The 15,457-nt window shown below is 71.7% G+C and carries 12 protein-coding genes; 11 read left to right on the top strand and 1 reads right to left on the bottom strand.

Features of this window, described 5'->3' with window-relative positions; all coding sequences use genetic code 11:
• The first annotated feature begins 63 nt into the window (after positions 1-63).
• Together ACZ3YL_RS34250 and ACZ3YL_RS34245 are read left to right on the top strand one after the other, a co-directional pair.
• Positions 64-1,422, top strand: a complete 1,359-nt coding sequence (locus ACZ3YL_RS34250; protein WP_188307055.1) for an aspartate aminotransferase family protein — start codon at positions 64-66, stop codon at positions 1,420-1,422.
• Positions 1,423-1,493: 71 nt separating this feature from the next.
• Complete coding sequence (locus ACZ3YL_RS34245; protein WP_465661271.1) at positions 1,494-2,693, top strand: polyamine ABC transporter substrate-binding protein; 1,200 nt, start codon at positions 1,494-1,496, stop codon at positions 2,691-2,693.
• 3 nt (positions 2,694-2,696) lie between these two features.
• On the opposite strand, the gene ACZ3YL_RS34240 is transcribed toward ACZ3YL_RS34245, so the two are convergent.
• Positions 2,697-4,352, bottom strand: coding sequence for a PucR family transcriptional regulator (locus ACZ3YL_RS34240; RefSeq protein WP_188307053.1), 1,656 nt, complete (start codon positions 4,350-4,352; stop codon positions 2,697-2,699).
• A 251-nt stretch (positions 4,353-4,603) separates the two neighbouring features.
• Here ACZ3YL_RS34240 and ACZ3YL_RS34235 point away from each other — a divergent pair, with 251 nt between their 5' ends.
• The 9 genes from ACZ3YL_RS34235 (at position 4,604) to ACZ3YL_RS34195 (ending at position 15,210) form a co-directional block, all read left to right on the top strand.
• Positions 4,604-6,115, top strand: coding sequence for a gamma-aminobutyraldehyde dehydrogenase (locus tag ACZ3YL_RS34235; RefSeq protein WP_465661268.1), 1,512 nt, complete (start codon positions 4,604-4,606; stop codon positions 6,113-6,115).
• A 56-nt stretch (positions 6,116-6,171) separates the two neighbouring features.
• Positions 6,172-7,440: a polyamine ABC transporter substrate-binding protein gene (locus ACZ3YL_RS34230; protein WP_188307051.1), complete on the top strand. Its 1,269-nt coding sequence runs from the start codon at positions 6,172-6,174 to the stop codon at positions 7,438-7,440.
• 36 nt (positions 7,441-7,476) lie between these two features.
• Entirely contained in the window at positions 7,477-8,616 is a 1,140-nt protein-coding gene (locus ACZ3YL_RS34225; protein ID WP_188307050.1) for an ABC transporter ATP-binding protein, read from the top strand.
• Positions 8,613-9,557 (top strand): ABC transporter permease, encoded by a 945-nt coding sequence (locus ACZ3YL_RS34220; RefSeq protein ID WP_411293030.1) that lies wholly within the window; start codon positions 8,613-8,615, stop codon positions 9,555-9,557. Before ACZ3YL_RS34225 ends, ACZ3YL_RS34220 begins: the two co-directional genes overlap by 4 nt.
• Positions 9,557-10,360, top strand: coding sequence for an ABC transporter permease (locus tag ACZ3YL_RS34215; RefSeq protein ID WP_465661265.1), 804 nt, complete (start codon positions 9,557-9,559; stop codon positions 10,358-10,360). Before ACZ3YL_RS34220 ends, ACZ3YL_RS34215 begins: the two co-directional genes overlap by 1 nt.
• 61 nt (positions 10,361-10,421) lie before the next feature.
• A complete protein-coding gene (locus tag ACZ3YL_RS34210; protein ID WP_188307048.1) occupies positions 10,422-11,816 on the top strand; it encodes an NAD(P)/FAD-dependent oxidoreductase in 1,395 nt (464 codons plus the stop codon).
• Positions 11,817-12,036: 220 nt separating this feature from the next.
• Positions 12,037-12,489 (top strand): hypothetical protein, encoded by a 453-nt coding sequence (locus tag ACZ3YL_RS34205; protein ID WP_188307047.1) that lies wholly within the window; start codon positions 12,037-12,039, stop codon positions 12,487-12,489.
• A gap of 123 nt (positions 12,490-12,612) precedes the next feature.
• The gene (locus ACZ3YL_RS34200; protein WP_465661263.1) at positions 12,613-13,461 is read left to right on the top strand and encodes a nucleotidyl transferase AbiEii/AbiGii toxin family protein; all 849 of its coding nucleotides are present in this window, start codon (positions 12,613-12,615) and stop codon (positions 13,459-13,461) included.
• Positions 13,462-13,686: 225 nt separating this feature from the next.
• Entirely contained in the window at positions 13,687-15,210 is a 1,524-nt protein-coding gene (locus ACZ3YL_RS34195) for a CoA-acylating methylmalonate-semialdehyde dehydrogenase (RefSeq protein WP_188307045.1), read from the top strand.
• Positions 15,211-15,457 lie beyond the last annotated feature (247 nt).

Genomic DNA, 15,457 nt, shown 5'->3' with positions numbered 1-15,457 from the left:
TCGTGCGTCCGGCTGACAGGATGAAACTGCACTTCGGGGGCGGGCGGCCCTAGCCTTACCGGCATGAGCATCCCCACCGCTGACTCAGCCGCCGGCCAGGCCGTCAAGGCCGCCGACCGCGCGCACGTCTTCCACTCGTGGTCCGCCCAGGCGCTGATCGACCCCCTCGCGGTGGCCGGCGCCGAGGGCTCGTACTTCTGGGACTACGACGGCAACCGCTACCTGGACTTCTCCTCGCAGCTGGTCAACACCAACATCGGCCATCAGCACCCGAAGGTGGTCGCCGCGATCCAGGAGCAGGCGGCGAAGCTCTGCACCATCGCCCCCGGCTTCGCGGTCGAGTCGCGCAGTGAGGCGGCCCGGCTGATCGCCGAGCGCACCCCGGGCGACCTGGACAAGATCTTCTTCACCAACGGCGGGGCGGAGGCGGTCGAGAACGCCATCCGGCTGGCCCGGCTGCACACCGGCCGGCAGAAGGTGCTGTCCACCTACCGCTCGTACCACGGCGCCACCGCCAACGCGATCGCCCTGACCGGCGACCCGCGGCGCTGGGCCAACGAGACCGGCGTCTCCGGCGTGGTGCACTTCTGGGGCCCGTACGCCTACCGCTCCAACTTCCACGCCGAGAACGAGGCGCAGGAGTGCGAGCGCGCGCTGGAGCACCTGGAGCAGGTGATCGCGTTCGAGGGGCCGGGCACGGTCGCGGCGGTGATCCTGGAGACGGTGGTCGGCACCGCCGGCATCCTGATCCCGCCGCCGGGCTACCTGGCCGGGGTGCGGGAGATCTGTGACCGGTACGGGATCGTGTTCATCCTGGACGAGGTGATGGCCGGCTTCGGCCGCACCGGTGAGTGGTTCGCCGCCGACCACTGGGGCGTCGTGCCGGACCTGATGACCTTCGCCAAGGGCGTCAACTCGGGCTACGTCCCGCTGGGCGGCGTGGCGATCAACGCGGAGATCGCCGCCACCTTCGCCGAGCGGCCGTTCCCCGGCGGGCTCACCTACTCCGGGCACCCGCTGGCCTGCGCCTCGGCGGTGGCCACCCTCAACGCCATGGCGGAGGAGGGCATCGTCGAGAACGCCAGGCACATCGGCGAGACGGTGCTCGGCCCCGGCCTGCGCGAGCTGGCCGAGCGGCACCCCTCGATCGGCGAGGTGCGCGGCCTCGGTGTGTTCTGGGCGCTGGACCTGGTGAAGGACCGGGAGACCCGGGAGCCGCTCGTCCCCTACAACGCCGCGGGCGCCGACAACGCGCCGATGGCCGAGCTGGCCGCTGCCTGCAAGCGGCGCGGGCTCTGGCCGTTCGTCAACATGAACCGCTTCCACGTCGTCCCGCCGTGCACCGTCACCGAGGAGGAGGCCAAGACCGGCCTCGCGGTGCTGGACGAGGTGCTGTCGCTGACCGACGCGCACACCGTCTGACGTACCTACCAGGACGGCCCCGGGCGCACCCGCGTGTTCCCGGGGCCGTTCCACGCTCCGGAAGGCCCCACATGTCCCGCAGCTCCACCCTGACCCGACCCTCCGACTTCCGTGTCATGCGCCGACGTTCGGTGCTCGGCGGGGCCGCGCTGCTCGGCGCCGGCACGCTGACCGGTTGCGGCATCCCGTCCGCGTACGTCGCCGAGGACCGCCGCTCGGCGCCGGACCGCTCGGAGCGCGACAAGCGGCTGAACTTCTCCAACTGGACGCAGTACATCGACACCGACGACCAGGGTCGGCGCCCGACTTTGGACGCCTTCAGCGAGAAGACCGGGATCGCGGTCACCTACACCGAGGACATCAACGACAACGACGAGTTCTTCGGCAAGATCAGCCCGGTGCTCACCCAGGGCGCCGACCCGGGTCGGGACCTGATGGTGATCAGCGACTGGATGGCCGGGCGGTACGTCTCGCTCGGCTGGGTGCAGGCGATGGACCGGGACAACCTGCCCAACGTCACCGCCAACCTGGACCCGCAGCTGGCGAACCCGGTCTTCGACCCGGGGCGCCGGCGCAGCGTGCCCTGGCAGTCCGGGATCACCGGCATCGCGTACAACCGCAAGGCGCTCGGCCGGGAGCTGAAGTCCACCGCCGACCTGTGGGCGCCCGACCTCAAGGGCCGGATCACGCTGTTCGCCGGGCTGGACGAGGCGCTCGGGCTGCTGATGCTCTCCCAGGGCGCGGACATCGCGCGCTTCGACGACGACGACGCCCACAAGGCGATGGACCTGGTGCAGCGGATGGTCGACACCGGCCACGTCCGCCGCTTCACCGGCAACGACTACACCAGCGACCTCGCCTCCGGTGCCGCGATCGCCTGCCAGGCCTACTCCGGCGACGCCGTCCAACTCACCGCCGGGAACCCGGACATCGCCTTCGTGGTGCCGGAAGAGGGCGGCGAGCTGTGGGCGGAGAGCCTGATGATCCCCAACCGGGCCGTGCACAAGCGCAACGCCGAGCTGCTGATCGACTACTACTACCAGCCCGAGGTGGCCGCCGAACTCGCCGCGGCCGTCGAGTACATCTGCCCGGTGCCGGCCGCCCGCGAGGTGCTGGCGGACAGCGGGGACAAGGACAAGGCCGATCTCGCCGAGAACCCGCTGGTGTTCCCGACCGAGGAGATGCGGGCCCGGCTGCACGGCATGCGCGACGTCACCTCGGCCGAGCGGCCGGAGCTGCACAAGGTGTGGGGGCGCATCACCGGGGTGTGACGCTCACCGGCGGACGGCGTCCAGCGCGAGCAGCGCCACGTGCAGGGACAGGCAGGACTCCACCTGGTCGAGGTCGACGCCGAGGATCCGCTCGACCTTGTGCAGCCGGTCGTAGAAGGACGGCCGGGACAGGTGGGCGGCGTCGGCCGCCGCCGACTTGTTCCGGCCCTGCTCCAGGTAGATCCGCAGCATCTGCACCAACTGGCCGTTGTGCTCGGCGTCGTGGGCCAGCAGCGGGCCCAACTCCCGCTCCACGTACGTCTGCAGGCGGGCGTCGTCGCGCAGCAGGTGGAGCAGGCCGCGCAGCCGGACGTCCGGCAGCCGGTAGTAGGAGGCGGTCCGGCCCCCGCCGGGCGCGTCGTGCAGGGCCGCGTCGGCGACCTGGGCGGCCTCCAGCAGGGTGCGCCGGGCGTCGCGGACCGAGCCGACCGAGGAGCCGACCGCGACCACCGGGCCGGGGGCGTCGGCGCCCTCCCGGCCGGCCTCGGCGGACATCCGGCGCAGGGTGGCGGAGAAGGAGTCCAGGGCGACGTGCTCGTCCTGCTGGGCGCCGAGCGCGATCAGCAGGCCGACGCCCTCGTCGTCCAGCGCGCCGACCAGGGCGGAGAGCCGGCAGGCCCGGACCGCGCCGGCGGCCAGCTCGGTGAAGTCGCGCAGCCGGGCCTGCGCCTCCAGCGCGGCCGGGATCGGCCCGCGGCGCTGGCGCAGCACCACGCCGACCAGCCGGCGGCCGTCCAGCGGGACGCCGAGCGCCTGGGCGCGCAGGGCCACCTCGGAGACGGTGAGCGCGTGGGTGAGGATGCCGGAGAGCAGGGTGCGGTGGGTCTGCCGCTCCAGGCTCTCCCGGTCGCGCACCACCAGCCGGTTGAGCGCCAGCGCGGAGGCGCCGCGCTCCAGCAGCATGGCGTGCGGGTGCGCCTCGCCCTCCGGCAGCGGGCCCGGCTCCAGGGCCAGAACCAGCCGGCCCCAGTCCTGGCCGCGGGCGCCGACGGTGGTCACCAGCCAGCCGCTGCGCGGGTCGTGGCCGGTGCGGCCGGGCGGACGGACCCCGCGCGAGCGGCGCTCCCAGTCCTCCAGGAGTTCGGCCTCCGGGCGTCCGGCGGTGTCGTGGGCGAGCACCTGGTGGGCCAGGTTCTCCAGGACCACCGGCGCGCCCGCCATCCGGGCCACCTGGCGGATCACCTCGGGCGGCTCGGCGCCCTCCACCACCAGCTCGTTGAAGACCTGGTGGACCGATTCGGAGATCCGCAGCTGTTCCAGCTGGGCGTTCACCACCAGGGCGTGCACGGCCTCGGTGACGGCGACGAAGCGCACCTCGCGGCGGAGCACGATCAGCGGCAGTCCGCGCTGTTCGGCGGCGTGCACCAGGGCGCGCGGGAGCGAGTCGAAGTAGCGCCGGCCGAACTCGACCACCAGGCCGGCCACGCCGACCTCGTCGAGGTCGCGGACGTAGCGGGCCAGGCCCTCGCGGTCCTCGGGCAGGGCGATGCCGGTGGTCAGCACCAGCTCGCCGCCCTGCAGCATCCCGGCGACGTCGGGCAGTTCGCTGACGTGCACCCAGCGGACCGGCCGCTCCAGGCGGTCGGCGCCGGCCACCACCTGGGGCAGGCCGCGCCGCATCACCTCCAGGTCGAGGACTCGGGCGACGGTGGGGAGCATCGCGGGCCTCCTGGGGCCGGGGGGTGAGCGGAAGGGGAGGGGACAGGGTGTCAGGTGAATCATCCATCGGCCCGACGACCTGTTGCCCTGCGATGAGCCTTGCACTCTGTAAGGCCCTTCGTGTCGAGACTGTCGAAGTGACCCTTGTCACGTCAACCCCGCAGTTGGCAAGGTCAGCGGGACCGCAGACCCCCACCGCGGAAGCGTTTCGCCGCAGCGCGGTCGAACCGCGAGCACTTGGAGGAACCCAGATGGACCTGACCGACTTCGGCGCGGGCGCGCAGTACATCGCGGGCGGCCGGACCCGGGGGCGCGGCGAGCCCTTCCAGGTCGTCAACCCGGCCGACGGCAGCATGGTCGAGCAGGTCGCGCTGGCCACCGCCGGGGACGTGGACGCCGCCGTCGCCGCCGCGCGGGCCGCCCTGCCCGGCTGGTCCTCCGCCACCCCCGGGGCCCGGTCCGAGGCGCTCACCCGGCTGGCGGCCGTGCTGGGCGCCGCCGGGGAGGACCTCGCCCGGGTGGAGACGGCGCAGACCGGCAAGCCGGTCAAGCTGGCCACCGAGTTCGACGTCCCCGGCACCGTCGACAACGCCGCGTTCTTCGCCGGCGCCGCCCGCAACCTGGAGGGCAAGGCGGCCGGGGAGTACTCCGGCGACCACACCTCCTACGTACGGCGCGAGGCGATCGGCGTGGTCGGCTCGATCTCGCCGTGGAACTACCCGCTGCAGATGGCCGCCTGGAAGATCCTCCCGGCGATCGCGGCGGGCAACACCATCGTCCTCAAGCCGGCCGAACTGACCCCGCTGACCTCGCTGATGTTCGCCCGGGCCTGCACCGAGGCGGGCATCCCGGACGGCGTGGTCAACGTGGTCACCGGCGCCGGGCGTACGGCCGGCGAGCACCTCGTCTCCCACCCCGACGTCGCGATGGTCTCCTTCACCGGCTCCACCGCCGTCGGCCGGCGGGTCGCCGAACTGGCCACCGCCGGCGTCAAGCGCACCCACCTGGAACTCGGCGGCAAGGCTCCCTTCGTGGTCTTCGACGACGCCGACCTGGACGCCGCGGTGCACGGCGCCGTCGCCGCCTCGCTGATCAACGGCGGCCAGGACTGCACCGCCGCGACCCGCGCCTACGTCCAACGCCCGCTCTACGACGCCTTCGTGGCCGGGGTCGCCGAGCTGTACGCGGCGATCCGGATCGGCGACCCGCTTAACCCCCACACCGACCTCGGCCCGCTGGTCTCGTACGCCCACCGGGACCGGGTGGCCGGCTTCGTGGAGCGCGCCCGCGGCTACGCCACCGTCGTCACCGGCGGCCCCGCGCCGGCCCGGGGCCACGACGGATTCGACCTCACCCGGGGCGCCTACTACGCGCCGACCCTGATCACCGGCGCGGCCCAGGACAGCGAGGTCGTCCAGGGCGAGGTCTTCGGCCCGGTGCTGGTGGTGCTGCCCTTCGACGGCGACGACGAGGGCCTGCGGCTGGCCAACGACACCCCGTACGGCCTGGCCGCCTCGGCCTGGACGGGCAACGTGCACCGCTCGCTGCGCGCCACCCGGGAGATCGCGGCCGGGTGCGTCTGGGTCAACGACCACATCCCGATCATCAGCGAGATGCCGCACGGCGGCTACAAGGCGTCCGGCTACGGCAAGGACATGTCGCAGTACTCGCTGGACGAGTACACCCAGGTCAAGCACGTCATGTTCGACACCACCGCGGTGGCCCGCAAGGACTGGCACCGCACCGTCTTCGGAGACAGATAACCCCCCCAGACCGGGGTGCTCCCCCACGCACCCCTCTTCCCCAGGAGGCCCGTTCCATGGCGTTCAAGGCGTTCAAGGCGTTCGACGAGCTCACCGACGGTCTGCCCGAACCGGTCCGCAGGGCCTGGGAACGCAGTCTGACCAGCGGGCGGGCCGCGGTCGGCCGCCGCAGCCTGCTGCGCGCCGCCGCGCTGACCGCCGGAGCGGGAACCCTGGCCGCCTGCGGGATCCCGGCGGCCCCCAGGGCGACCGGCGACTCGACCGCCAACGCCGCCAAGGACCTCTCGGAGAGCGAGAAGGAGGTCGACTTCTCCAACTGGCCGCTGTACATCGACACCGACGAGAAGGACAAGCAGAAGCACGGCACCCTGGACGCCTTCACCGCGGCCACCGGCGTCAAGGTGAAGTACAACGAGGACGTCAACGACAACGTCGAGTTCTTCGGCAAGGTCAAGCCGCAGCTGGCGGCCGGCCAGGACACCGGCCGCGACCTGGTGGTGCTCACCGACTGGATGGCCGCCCGGTTGATCCGGCTCGGCTGGGCGCAGAAGCTCGACCCGGCGAACGTCACCACCGCGATCACCAACGTCGACGCCCGCTTCCGCGCCCCCGACTGGGACCCGGGCCGGCTCTACACCTACCCCTGGGCCGGCATCCAGACCGTCATCGCGTACAACCGCAAGGCGACCAGGGGCAAGGAGGTCACCAGCGTCTCCCAACTGCTGGACGACCCCGAACTCAAGGGCCGGGTCACCTTCCTCTCCGAGATGCGCGACAGCATCGGGATGGTCCTGCTGGACATGGGCAAGGACCCGGCGAAGTTCACCGCGGACGACTACGCCGGCGCGATCGCCCGGATGCAGAAGGCCGTCGACGACAAGCAGATCCGCCGCTTCACCGGCAACGACTACGGCCAGGAGCTGTCCTCCGGGGACATCGCCGCCTGCGTCGCCTGGGGCGGTGACCTGATCCAACTGCGCGCCGACAACCCGGACATCGAGTTCGTGATCCCGGAGAAGGGCTACCTCGCCTCGACCGACAACATGCTGGTCCCGGCCAAGGCACGGCACAAGACGAACGCGGAGAAGCTGATCGACTTCTACTATCAGCCGAAGATCGCGGCGCAGCTGGTCGCGGGCATCGGCTTCGTCTCCGCCGTCACCGGGATGAAGGACGAGCTCGCCACCATCGCCCCGGACAGCGCGGCCAACCCGCTGGTCGTACCCACCCCCGAGATGGCGGCCAAGGCGCACGTGTTCCGCACCCTCACCGAGGGCGAGGAGAGCGACTTCGAGCAGAAGTTCTCCAAGCTCATCGGCGCCTGACCCCACCCCCGGCCGACAGACCCAGGAAGACACCCCATGACAGACCAGCTGCGCGACGCGGCCGGCGGCGACGTCCGCCTCACCGGCATCGGCAAGACCTACGGCTCGTTCACCGCCGTCCACCCGCTCGACCTGACCGTCCCCCAGGGCTCCTTCTTCGCCCTGCTCGGCGCCTCCGGCTGCGGCAAGACCACCACCCTGCGCATGATCGCCGGCCTGGAGGAGCCCACCAGCGGCACCGTCCTGATCGGCGGCCAGGACGTCACCGCCCTGCCCCCGTACAAGCGGCCGGTGAACACCGTCTTCCAGAGCTACGCGCTCTTCCCGCACCTGGACATCTTCGAGAACGTCGCCTTCGGCCTGCGCCGACGCGGCAAGAAGGACGTCAAGAAGCAGGTGGAGTCCATGCTGGAGCTGGTCGAGCTCGGCCAGTACGCCCGGCGCAAGCCGCACCAGCTCTCCGGCGGCCAGCAGCAGCGCGTCGCGGTCGCCCGCGCGCTGATCAACCACCCCCAGGTGCTGCTGCTGGACGAGCCGCTCGGCGCCCTCGACCTCAAGCTGCGCCGCCAGATGCAGCTGGAACTCAAGCGGATCCAGACCGAGGTCGGCATCACCTTCGTGCACGTCACCCACGACCAGGAGGAGGCCATGACCATGGCCGACACCATCGCGGTGATGAACGGCGGCCGGGTCGAGCAGCTGGGCGCGCCCGCCGACCTGTACGAGAACCCCGGCAGCACCTTCGTGGCCAACTTCCTCGGCCAGTCCAACCTGCTGCCCGCCGAGGTCACCGGCGGCGCGGGCGAGGACCTGCTGCTCAGCGTGGGCGGCGCCCGGCTCGCGGTGCCGAAGGCCCGCTGCGCCACCGAGGCCAAGCAGGTCCACCTGGGCGTGCGCCCGGAGAAGATCACCATCACCCACGCCGCCGAGGAGGTCGCCGAGGGCCGCAACAGGCTGGCCGGCACGGTGCTCGACTCCAGCTTCATCGGGGTCTCCACCCAGTACGTGGTGCGCACCGACGGCGGCCAGGAGGTCACCGTGTTCGAGCAGAACATGGAGCGCGACGCCCGGATCGTCCCCGGCGCCCCGGTGCTGCTGCACTGGAACCCGGCGCACTCCTTCGCCCTGGACGCCTCGCAGGCGATCGACGCGGGCACCGGGGAGGAGGCCGCGTGACCACCACCACCCCGGCGGCGCCGCCGCAGGCCGTACCTCCGAACAGCAGTCCGCTGGGCGACCGGACCCCGAAGCCCCGGCGCAAGCTCACGCCGTACTGGCTGCTGCTGCCCGGCATCGCCTGGCTGGTCGTCTTCTTCGCCGTCCCGATGGTCTACCAGGCGTCCACCTCGCTGCAGACCGGCTCGCTCGAAGCGGGCTTCAAGGTCACCTGGCACCTCGCGACCTACTGGGACGCCCTGGTCGAGTACAAGTGGCACTTCGTCCGCTCGTTCTCCTACGCGGCCATCGCCACCGTGCTCTGCCTGGCCATCGGCTACCCGCTGGCGTACACCATCGCCTTCAAGGCGAGCCGGCGCTGGCGCAACGTCATCCTGATCCTGGTCATCGCGCCGTTCTTCACCAGCTTCCTGATCCGCACGCTGGCCTGGAAGACCATCCTGTCCGACGGCGGCCCGGTGGTCGGCGCGCTCAACACCCTGCACGTCCTGGACGTGACCAACGCCGTCGGGCTCACCTCCGGCGACCGGGTGCTCGCCACCCCGCTCGCCGTGGTCTGCGGCCTGACGTACAACTTCCTGCCGTTCATGATCCTGCCGCTGTACACCTCGCTGGAGCGGATCGACCCCCGGCTGCACGAGGCGGCCGGGGACCTCTACGCCCGGCCCTTCACCACCTTCCGCAAGGTCACCTTCCCGATCTCGCTTCCGGGCGTGGTCGCGGGCACCCTGCTCACCTTCATCCCGGCCTCCGGCGACTACATCAACGCCCAGCTGCTGGGCTCGCCGAGCGAGCAGATGGTCGGCAACGGCATCCAGAAGCAGTTCCTGAACGTGCTCGACTACCCCACGGCGGCTGCGCTGAGCTTCATCCTGATGGCCCTGATCCTGGGCATGGTGACGGTCTACATGCGCAAGGCCGGGACGGAGGAACTGGTCTGATGTCCCGCATCCTGAAGTGGGTCCGCGCCCGCCTGGTGGTGCTGGCCGGGCTGTTGGCCCTGGCCTACCTGGTGCTGCCCAACCTGGTCGTGCTGGCCTTCTCGTTCAACAAGCCGGTCGGCAAGTTCAACTACGAGTGGAACGAGTTCTCCACCGACGCCTGGACCAACCCCTGCGGCGTGGCCGACATGTGCCAGTCGCTCTCACTCAGCCTGCAGATCGCGGTGCTCGCCACCATCGGCGCCACCGTGCTCGGCACCATGGTCGCCTTCGCGCTGGCCCGCTACCGCTTCCGCGGCCGCTCGGCCACCACCGCGATGATCTTCCTGCCGATGGCCATGCCCGAGGTGGTCATGGCCGCCTCGCTGGGGACGCTGTTCCTCAACATGCGCATCCCCTTCGGCTTCACCACCATCCTCATCGCGCACATCATGTTCTGCCTCAGCTTCGTGGTGACGGCCGTCAAGGCGCGCGTGATGAGCATGGACCCGAGGCTCGAACAGGCCGCCCAGGACCTCTACGCGACCCCCGTCCAGACCTTCCTGCGGGTCACCCTCCCGCTGGCCGCCCCCGGCATCGCCGCCGGCGCGCTGCTCAGCTTCGCGCTCTCCTTCGACGACTTCATCATCACCCAGTTCAACTCGGGCCCGACCACGGTCACCTTCCCGATGTTCGTCTGGGGCGCCTCGCAGCGCGGCATCCCGGTGCAGGTGAACGTCATCGGCACCGCGATGTTCGTCGCCGCGGTCGCGCTGACCGTGGCCGGCCAGTGGCTCGGCAACCGCCGGAAGGCCACCGCCTGACGTACGGTCGGTCAGCGGTGGCCCGAACCATCACCTATCCGTGGAAAGTGGCTGATAATGCATGGACTCCGCCCGCGCGCTCAGTGACGCCAGGCCCACCCCCTTCTGGCTGGAGGACCCCGGCCGGCCGCAGGCGCTGCCCGCCCTGGTCGGCGACACCACCTGCGACCTGCTGGTCGTCGGCGGCGGCTACTCCGGCCTGTGGACCGCCCTCATCGCCAAGGAACGCGACCCCTCGCTGGACGTCGTCCTGGTCGAGGGCAACGAGGTCGGGTGGGCCGCGTCCGGGCGCAACGGCGGATTCTGCGCGGCCAGCCTCACCCACGGCTTCGGCAACGGCCTGGAGCGCTGGCCCGCCGAACTCGCCCAGCTGGAACGCCTCGGCGCCGCCAACCTGGACGCGATCGAGGCCACCCTCAAGCGCTACGGCATCGACGCCGAATGGGAGCGCACCGGCGAGATCGACGTCGCCACCCAGCCCCACCAGGTCGAGGAACTCCACGAGGTCGCCGAGGCCGTCGCCCGTTACGGCTTCGACCTCACCGTCCTGGACGCCGACCAGCTGCGCGCCGAGGTGAACTCGCCGACCTTCCTCGGCGGCCTCTGGGACAAGGACGGCGTGGCGATGGTCCACCCCGCCAAGCTCGCCTGGGGCCTCAAGGAGGCCTGCCTGGGCCAGGGCGTCCGGATCTTCGAGCACACCCGGGCCACCGAGCTGCGGGAGCACGGCAGCGGGATGGCGGCCCGCACCCCGTACGGCCGGGTCTTCGCCCGTCGGGTCGCGCTCGGCACCAACGTGTTCCCGTCCCTGCTCAAGCGCGTCCGTCCGTACGTCGTGCCGGTGTACGACTACGCGCTGATGACCGAGCCGCTCGACGACGAGCAGCTCGCCGCGATCGGCTGGCGCGGCCGGCAGGGGCTCGGCGACAGCGCCAACAAGTTCCACTACTTCCGGCTCTCCGCCGACAACCGGATCCTCTGGGGCGGCTACGACGCCGTCTACCACTACGGCGGCCACGTCCGGCACGAGTACGACCAGCGGCCGGAGACCTTCCGCACGCTGGCCAACCACTTCTTCCGCTGCTTCCCACAGCTGGAGGGGCTGCGCTTCACCAACGCCTGGGGCGGCGCCATCGACACCTGCAGCCGGTTCTCGGCGTTCTTCGACACCGCGTACCGGGGCAAGGTCGCCTACGCCGTCGGCTACACCGGGCTCGGCGTCGGCGCCACCCGCTTCGGCGCCGAGGTGATGCTCGACCTGCTCGCCGGCGAGCGCACCGAACGCACCTCGCTGGACATGGTGCGCTCCAAGCCGCTGCCGTTCCCGCCCGAGCCGGTGCGCTGGGCCGGGATCGAGATCACCACCCGCTCGCTGGAGCGCGCCGACCGCAACGGCGGCCACCGCAACCTCTGGCTGCGCACCCTCGACCGGCTGGGGCTCGGCTTCGACAGCTGACCGCCGGCCCCCGCCCGGTAGGACCTGGTACGTCCCGGGACTCGCGCAAGAGCCCGGGGAGGAGACCTGTGCAGGAGACCTGACCAAGAGACCTGTGTAAGAGACCTGTGTAAGAGACCTGTGTAAGAGGGACCCGCCGTCCGCCTCTCCTTGGTGGCGGCGGGTCTCGTTATCCCCGCCGCGCCCGACCAGCACGAACGGCGAGAAGCGGGGACACGACATGGAGAGCACCGGACTGCACTGGCTCGCCCAGGTGGCAGCGGACCCGGAGGACTTCCGGGAGCAGTGGGAACGCACCGGGCTGGGCCTGGTGCTGCTACCGGCCGGGCGCCGCTGGGACGTCCTCGCCGTCGCCGGGCCGCTCGGGCGCGCCGCCCTGGACGTCCTGGGCGGCCTGCACACCGGGTCCTGCGGCCCGGTCCTCGGTCCGGTCCTCGCCGACTTCGGCGAGGAGCACGTCAGCTTCCTGATGCCGGTCGGCACCGCCGCCCGCTGGGTCGGCACCGGTGTGCGCTGCGCGGGGGAGGGCACCTGGATCGTCGTCCCCCATCCCGGGCGCAGCAGCCGGGGCGTGCGCTGGCTGGTGCCGCCCGACGGCTCCGGGCGGCTCAACGACCCGGTACTGCTGGAGCTGGCCCTGCACGAGGCGGCGGCGGGGCTCGGGGGCTGGTAGCGCGGGGCTGGCACTGGGGGGGACGGGTACTGCGGGGACTGGTACTGCGCGGGGTGCCTCCGACGGCAGCGCGTGGTTCCCGACGGCAGCGCGCGGGCCGGTGGGCCGGGTCAGACTGGAGGCGTGACCACCGCCCCGCACGCCGTCGACGCGTCCCTCCGGCCGGGACCCGCCCAACTGCGCCTGGCCGCGCTCGCCAGGCCCGTCTGCGCCCGGTACGGCTTGGCGCTGGCCGGTGGGCACGCGCTGCGCGCCCACGGCGTCGCCGCCTGCCCGCAGGACGGACTCACCCTGGCCACCGGCGGGGCCGACCTGCCGGAGGTGGCCGCCGCGCTGGCCGAGGCGTACCTCGCGGCCGGCGGCGTGGCCGTCGAGCGGCCCGGCACGCCGCGACTGGAACAGCTGACCGTACGGCTGGCGCTGGGCGGGCGGTCGCACTCGGTGGAACTGCGGAAGGAGCCGCTCGGCCACCGGCCCGTGCGGCTGGACTTCGGCGTTCCGGAGGCAGGACCCGGCACTTCGGAGGCGGACGCCGGTGCTCCGGGGGCGGATGCCGGTGCTCCGGGGGCGGACCGCGATGTGACGGAGCCGGGCGAGCCACCGGTGGTGCTGCCGGTGGTCGCCCTGGAGGACGCGGCGGCACTCACCACCACGCTGCTGGTCGACCGGGGCATGCCGCGCGACCTGATCGATGTGCACGCCCTCACCCGCAACTACCGCGAGGGTGAACTGCTCGCCCTGGCGGGGGAGTTGGACCCGGACTTCCAGCCGGGCGCGCTCGCCGACCGGCTGGAGACGCTGGCCGAGGCGGCGGACGGCCGGTTCCGCGCCCGGGGCGTCGAGGCCGGGGCGGTGGACGGGCTCAAGCGGTGGGCGCTCGCCTGGGCGCAGGACCTCCGGCTCGACCTGCTGGAGACCCAGGAGGCGGCGGACGGGCTGCACGACCCGTACCTGGAGGACGAGGAGCCCTGAGGCTGCTCCCGTCCTGCTTCACCCGTCCGGCGCAGCGACCGGACGACCTGTAAGGCTGAATCCGCGATCCCCGTCAGCCTGTTCGTTGAGCCGTGCCCCGGCGGCCACCAGACTGGAAGACGTAGCGCGGTAGCCCCGTGAATTTCCGTCGCCCGGCCCACTCGCGGGCGGCGCCAGACCGGACCGGTGGCAGGACGCCGCCCGGGACTTCGGAGGCAGACGGACTTGAGCAAGCACATCACTCACTGGATCGGCGGCCAGTCGGTCGCCACCGCCGGTGCGGCGCCCCGCCGCGGTGACATCTTCGACCCGGCCACCGGCCAGGTCGCCGGCCAGGTGGACTTCGCCGGGATCGCCGAGGTCGACCAGGCCGTGGCCGCCGCCGCCTCGGCCTTCGCCGGATGGCGCACCGCCTCGGTGGCCAAGCGGAGCACGGTGCTCTTCGCCTTCCGCGAGCTGCTGAACGCTCGCCGCGACGAGCTGGCCGCGATCATCGTGTCCGAGCACGGCAAGGTGCACTCGGACGCGCTGGGCGAGATCGCCCGCGGCCTGGAGGTCGTCGAGTACGCCTGCGGCATCCCGCAGCTGATCAAGGGCGGCTTCACCGAGCAGGCCTCCACCGGCGTCGACGTCTACTCGATCCGCCAGCCGCTCGGCCCGGTCGCGATCATCTCGCCGTTCAACTTCCCGGCCATGGTGCCGATGTGGTTCTTCCCGATCGCCATCGCGGCAGGCAACACCGTCGTGGTGAAGCCCTCGGAGAAGGACCCGTCCGCGGCCAACTTCCTGGCCGGGCTGTGGAAGGAAGCCGGCCTGCCGGACGGCGTCTTCAACGTCGTGCACGGCGACAAGGTGGCCGTCGACCGCCTGCTGGAGCACCCGGACATCAAGTCGGTCAGCTTCGTCGGCTCCACCCCGATCGCCCGCTACGTCTACGAGACCGGCACCCGCTACGGCAAGCGCGTGCAGGCCCTGGGCGGCGCCAAGAACCACATGCTGGTGCTGCCCGATGCCGACCTCGACCTCGCCGCCGACGCCGCCGTCAACGCCGGCTTCGGCGCGGCCGGCGAGCGTTGCATGGCCGTCTCCGTCCTGGTCGCCGTCGACCCGATCGGTGACGAGCTGGTCGACAAGATCAAGCAGCGGATCGCCACCCTGAAGGTCGGCCCCGGCTGCAACGGCGAATCCGAGATGGGCCCGCTGGTCACCGGCCAGCACCGCGACAAGGTCACCTCCTACGTCGAGTCCGGCGTCGCCGACGGTGCCGAGCTCGCCGTGGACGGCCGCAAGCACCCGGTCACCGCCGAGGACAAGAACGGCAGCCCGACCACCGACGGCTTCTGGCTCGGCCCCACGCTGTTCGACCACGTGAAGCCCGGCATGTCCGTCTACAACGACGAGATCTTCGGCCCGGTCCTCTCCGTCGTGCGCGTCGCCTCCTACGACGAGGGCCTGGCGCTCATCAACGCCAACCCGTACGGCAACGGGACCGCCCTCTTCACCAACGACGGCGGCGCGGCCCGGCGCTTCCAGTTCGAGGTGGAGGTCGGCATGGTCGGCATCAACGTGCCGATCCCGGTGCCGGTCGCCTACTACTCCTTCGGCGGCTGGAAGGCCTCGCTGTTCGGCGACGCCCACGCGTACGGTCCGGACGGCGTGCAGTTCTTCACCCGTGGCAAGGCCGTGACCCAGCGCTGGCTGGACCCGTCCCACGGCGGCATCAACCTCGGCTTCCCCACCAACAGCTGAGCCCTCCCGTCCAGCAGGCCGGACCCCTCTCTCCGGGGCCCGGCCTGCCCCTTTTGCAGGTCGTTTGCATCCGGACGCAGATGCGCGTACAGTTCTTCGAGCTGCCTGGCAGGGAGCACCGGACACGCGTCTGCGCGGACGGTCCCGAGGTAGCCAATCCCTTGAAACACCACTTCCGGTTCGTGCCGGTCGTTTCGCTTTTCGCGTGGCGGCTCGGTGCTTATTCGGCGTGCGCCTTTTATCGGAT

The sequence above is a fragment of the Kitasatospora sp. NPDC023176 genome (assembly GCF_055560495.1).
This window is presented reverse-complemented; position numbering and strand designations above follow the sequence as displayed.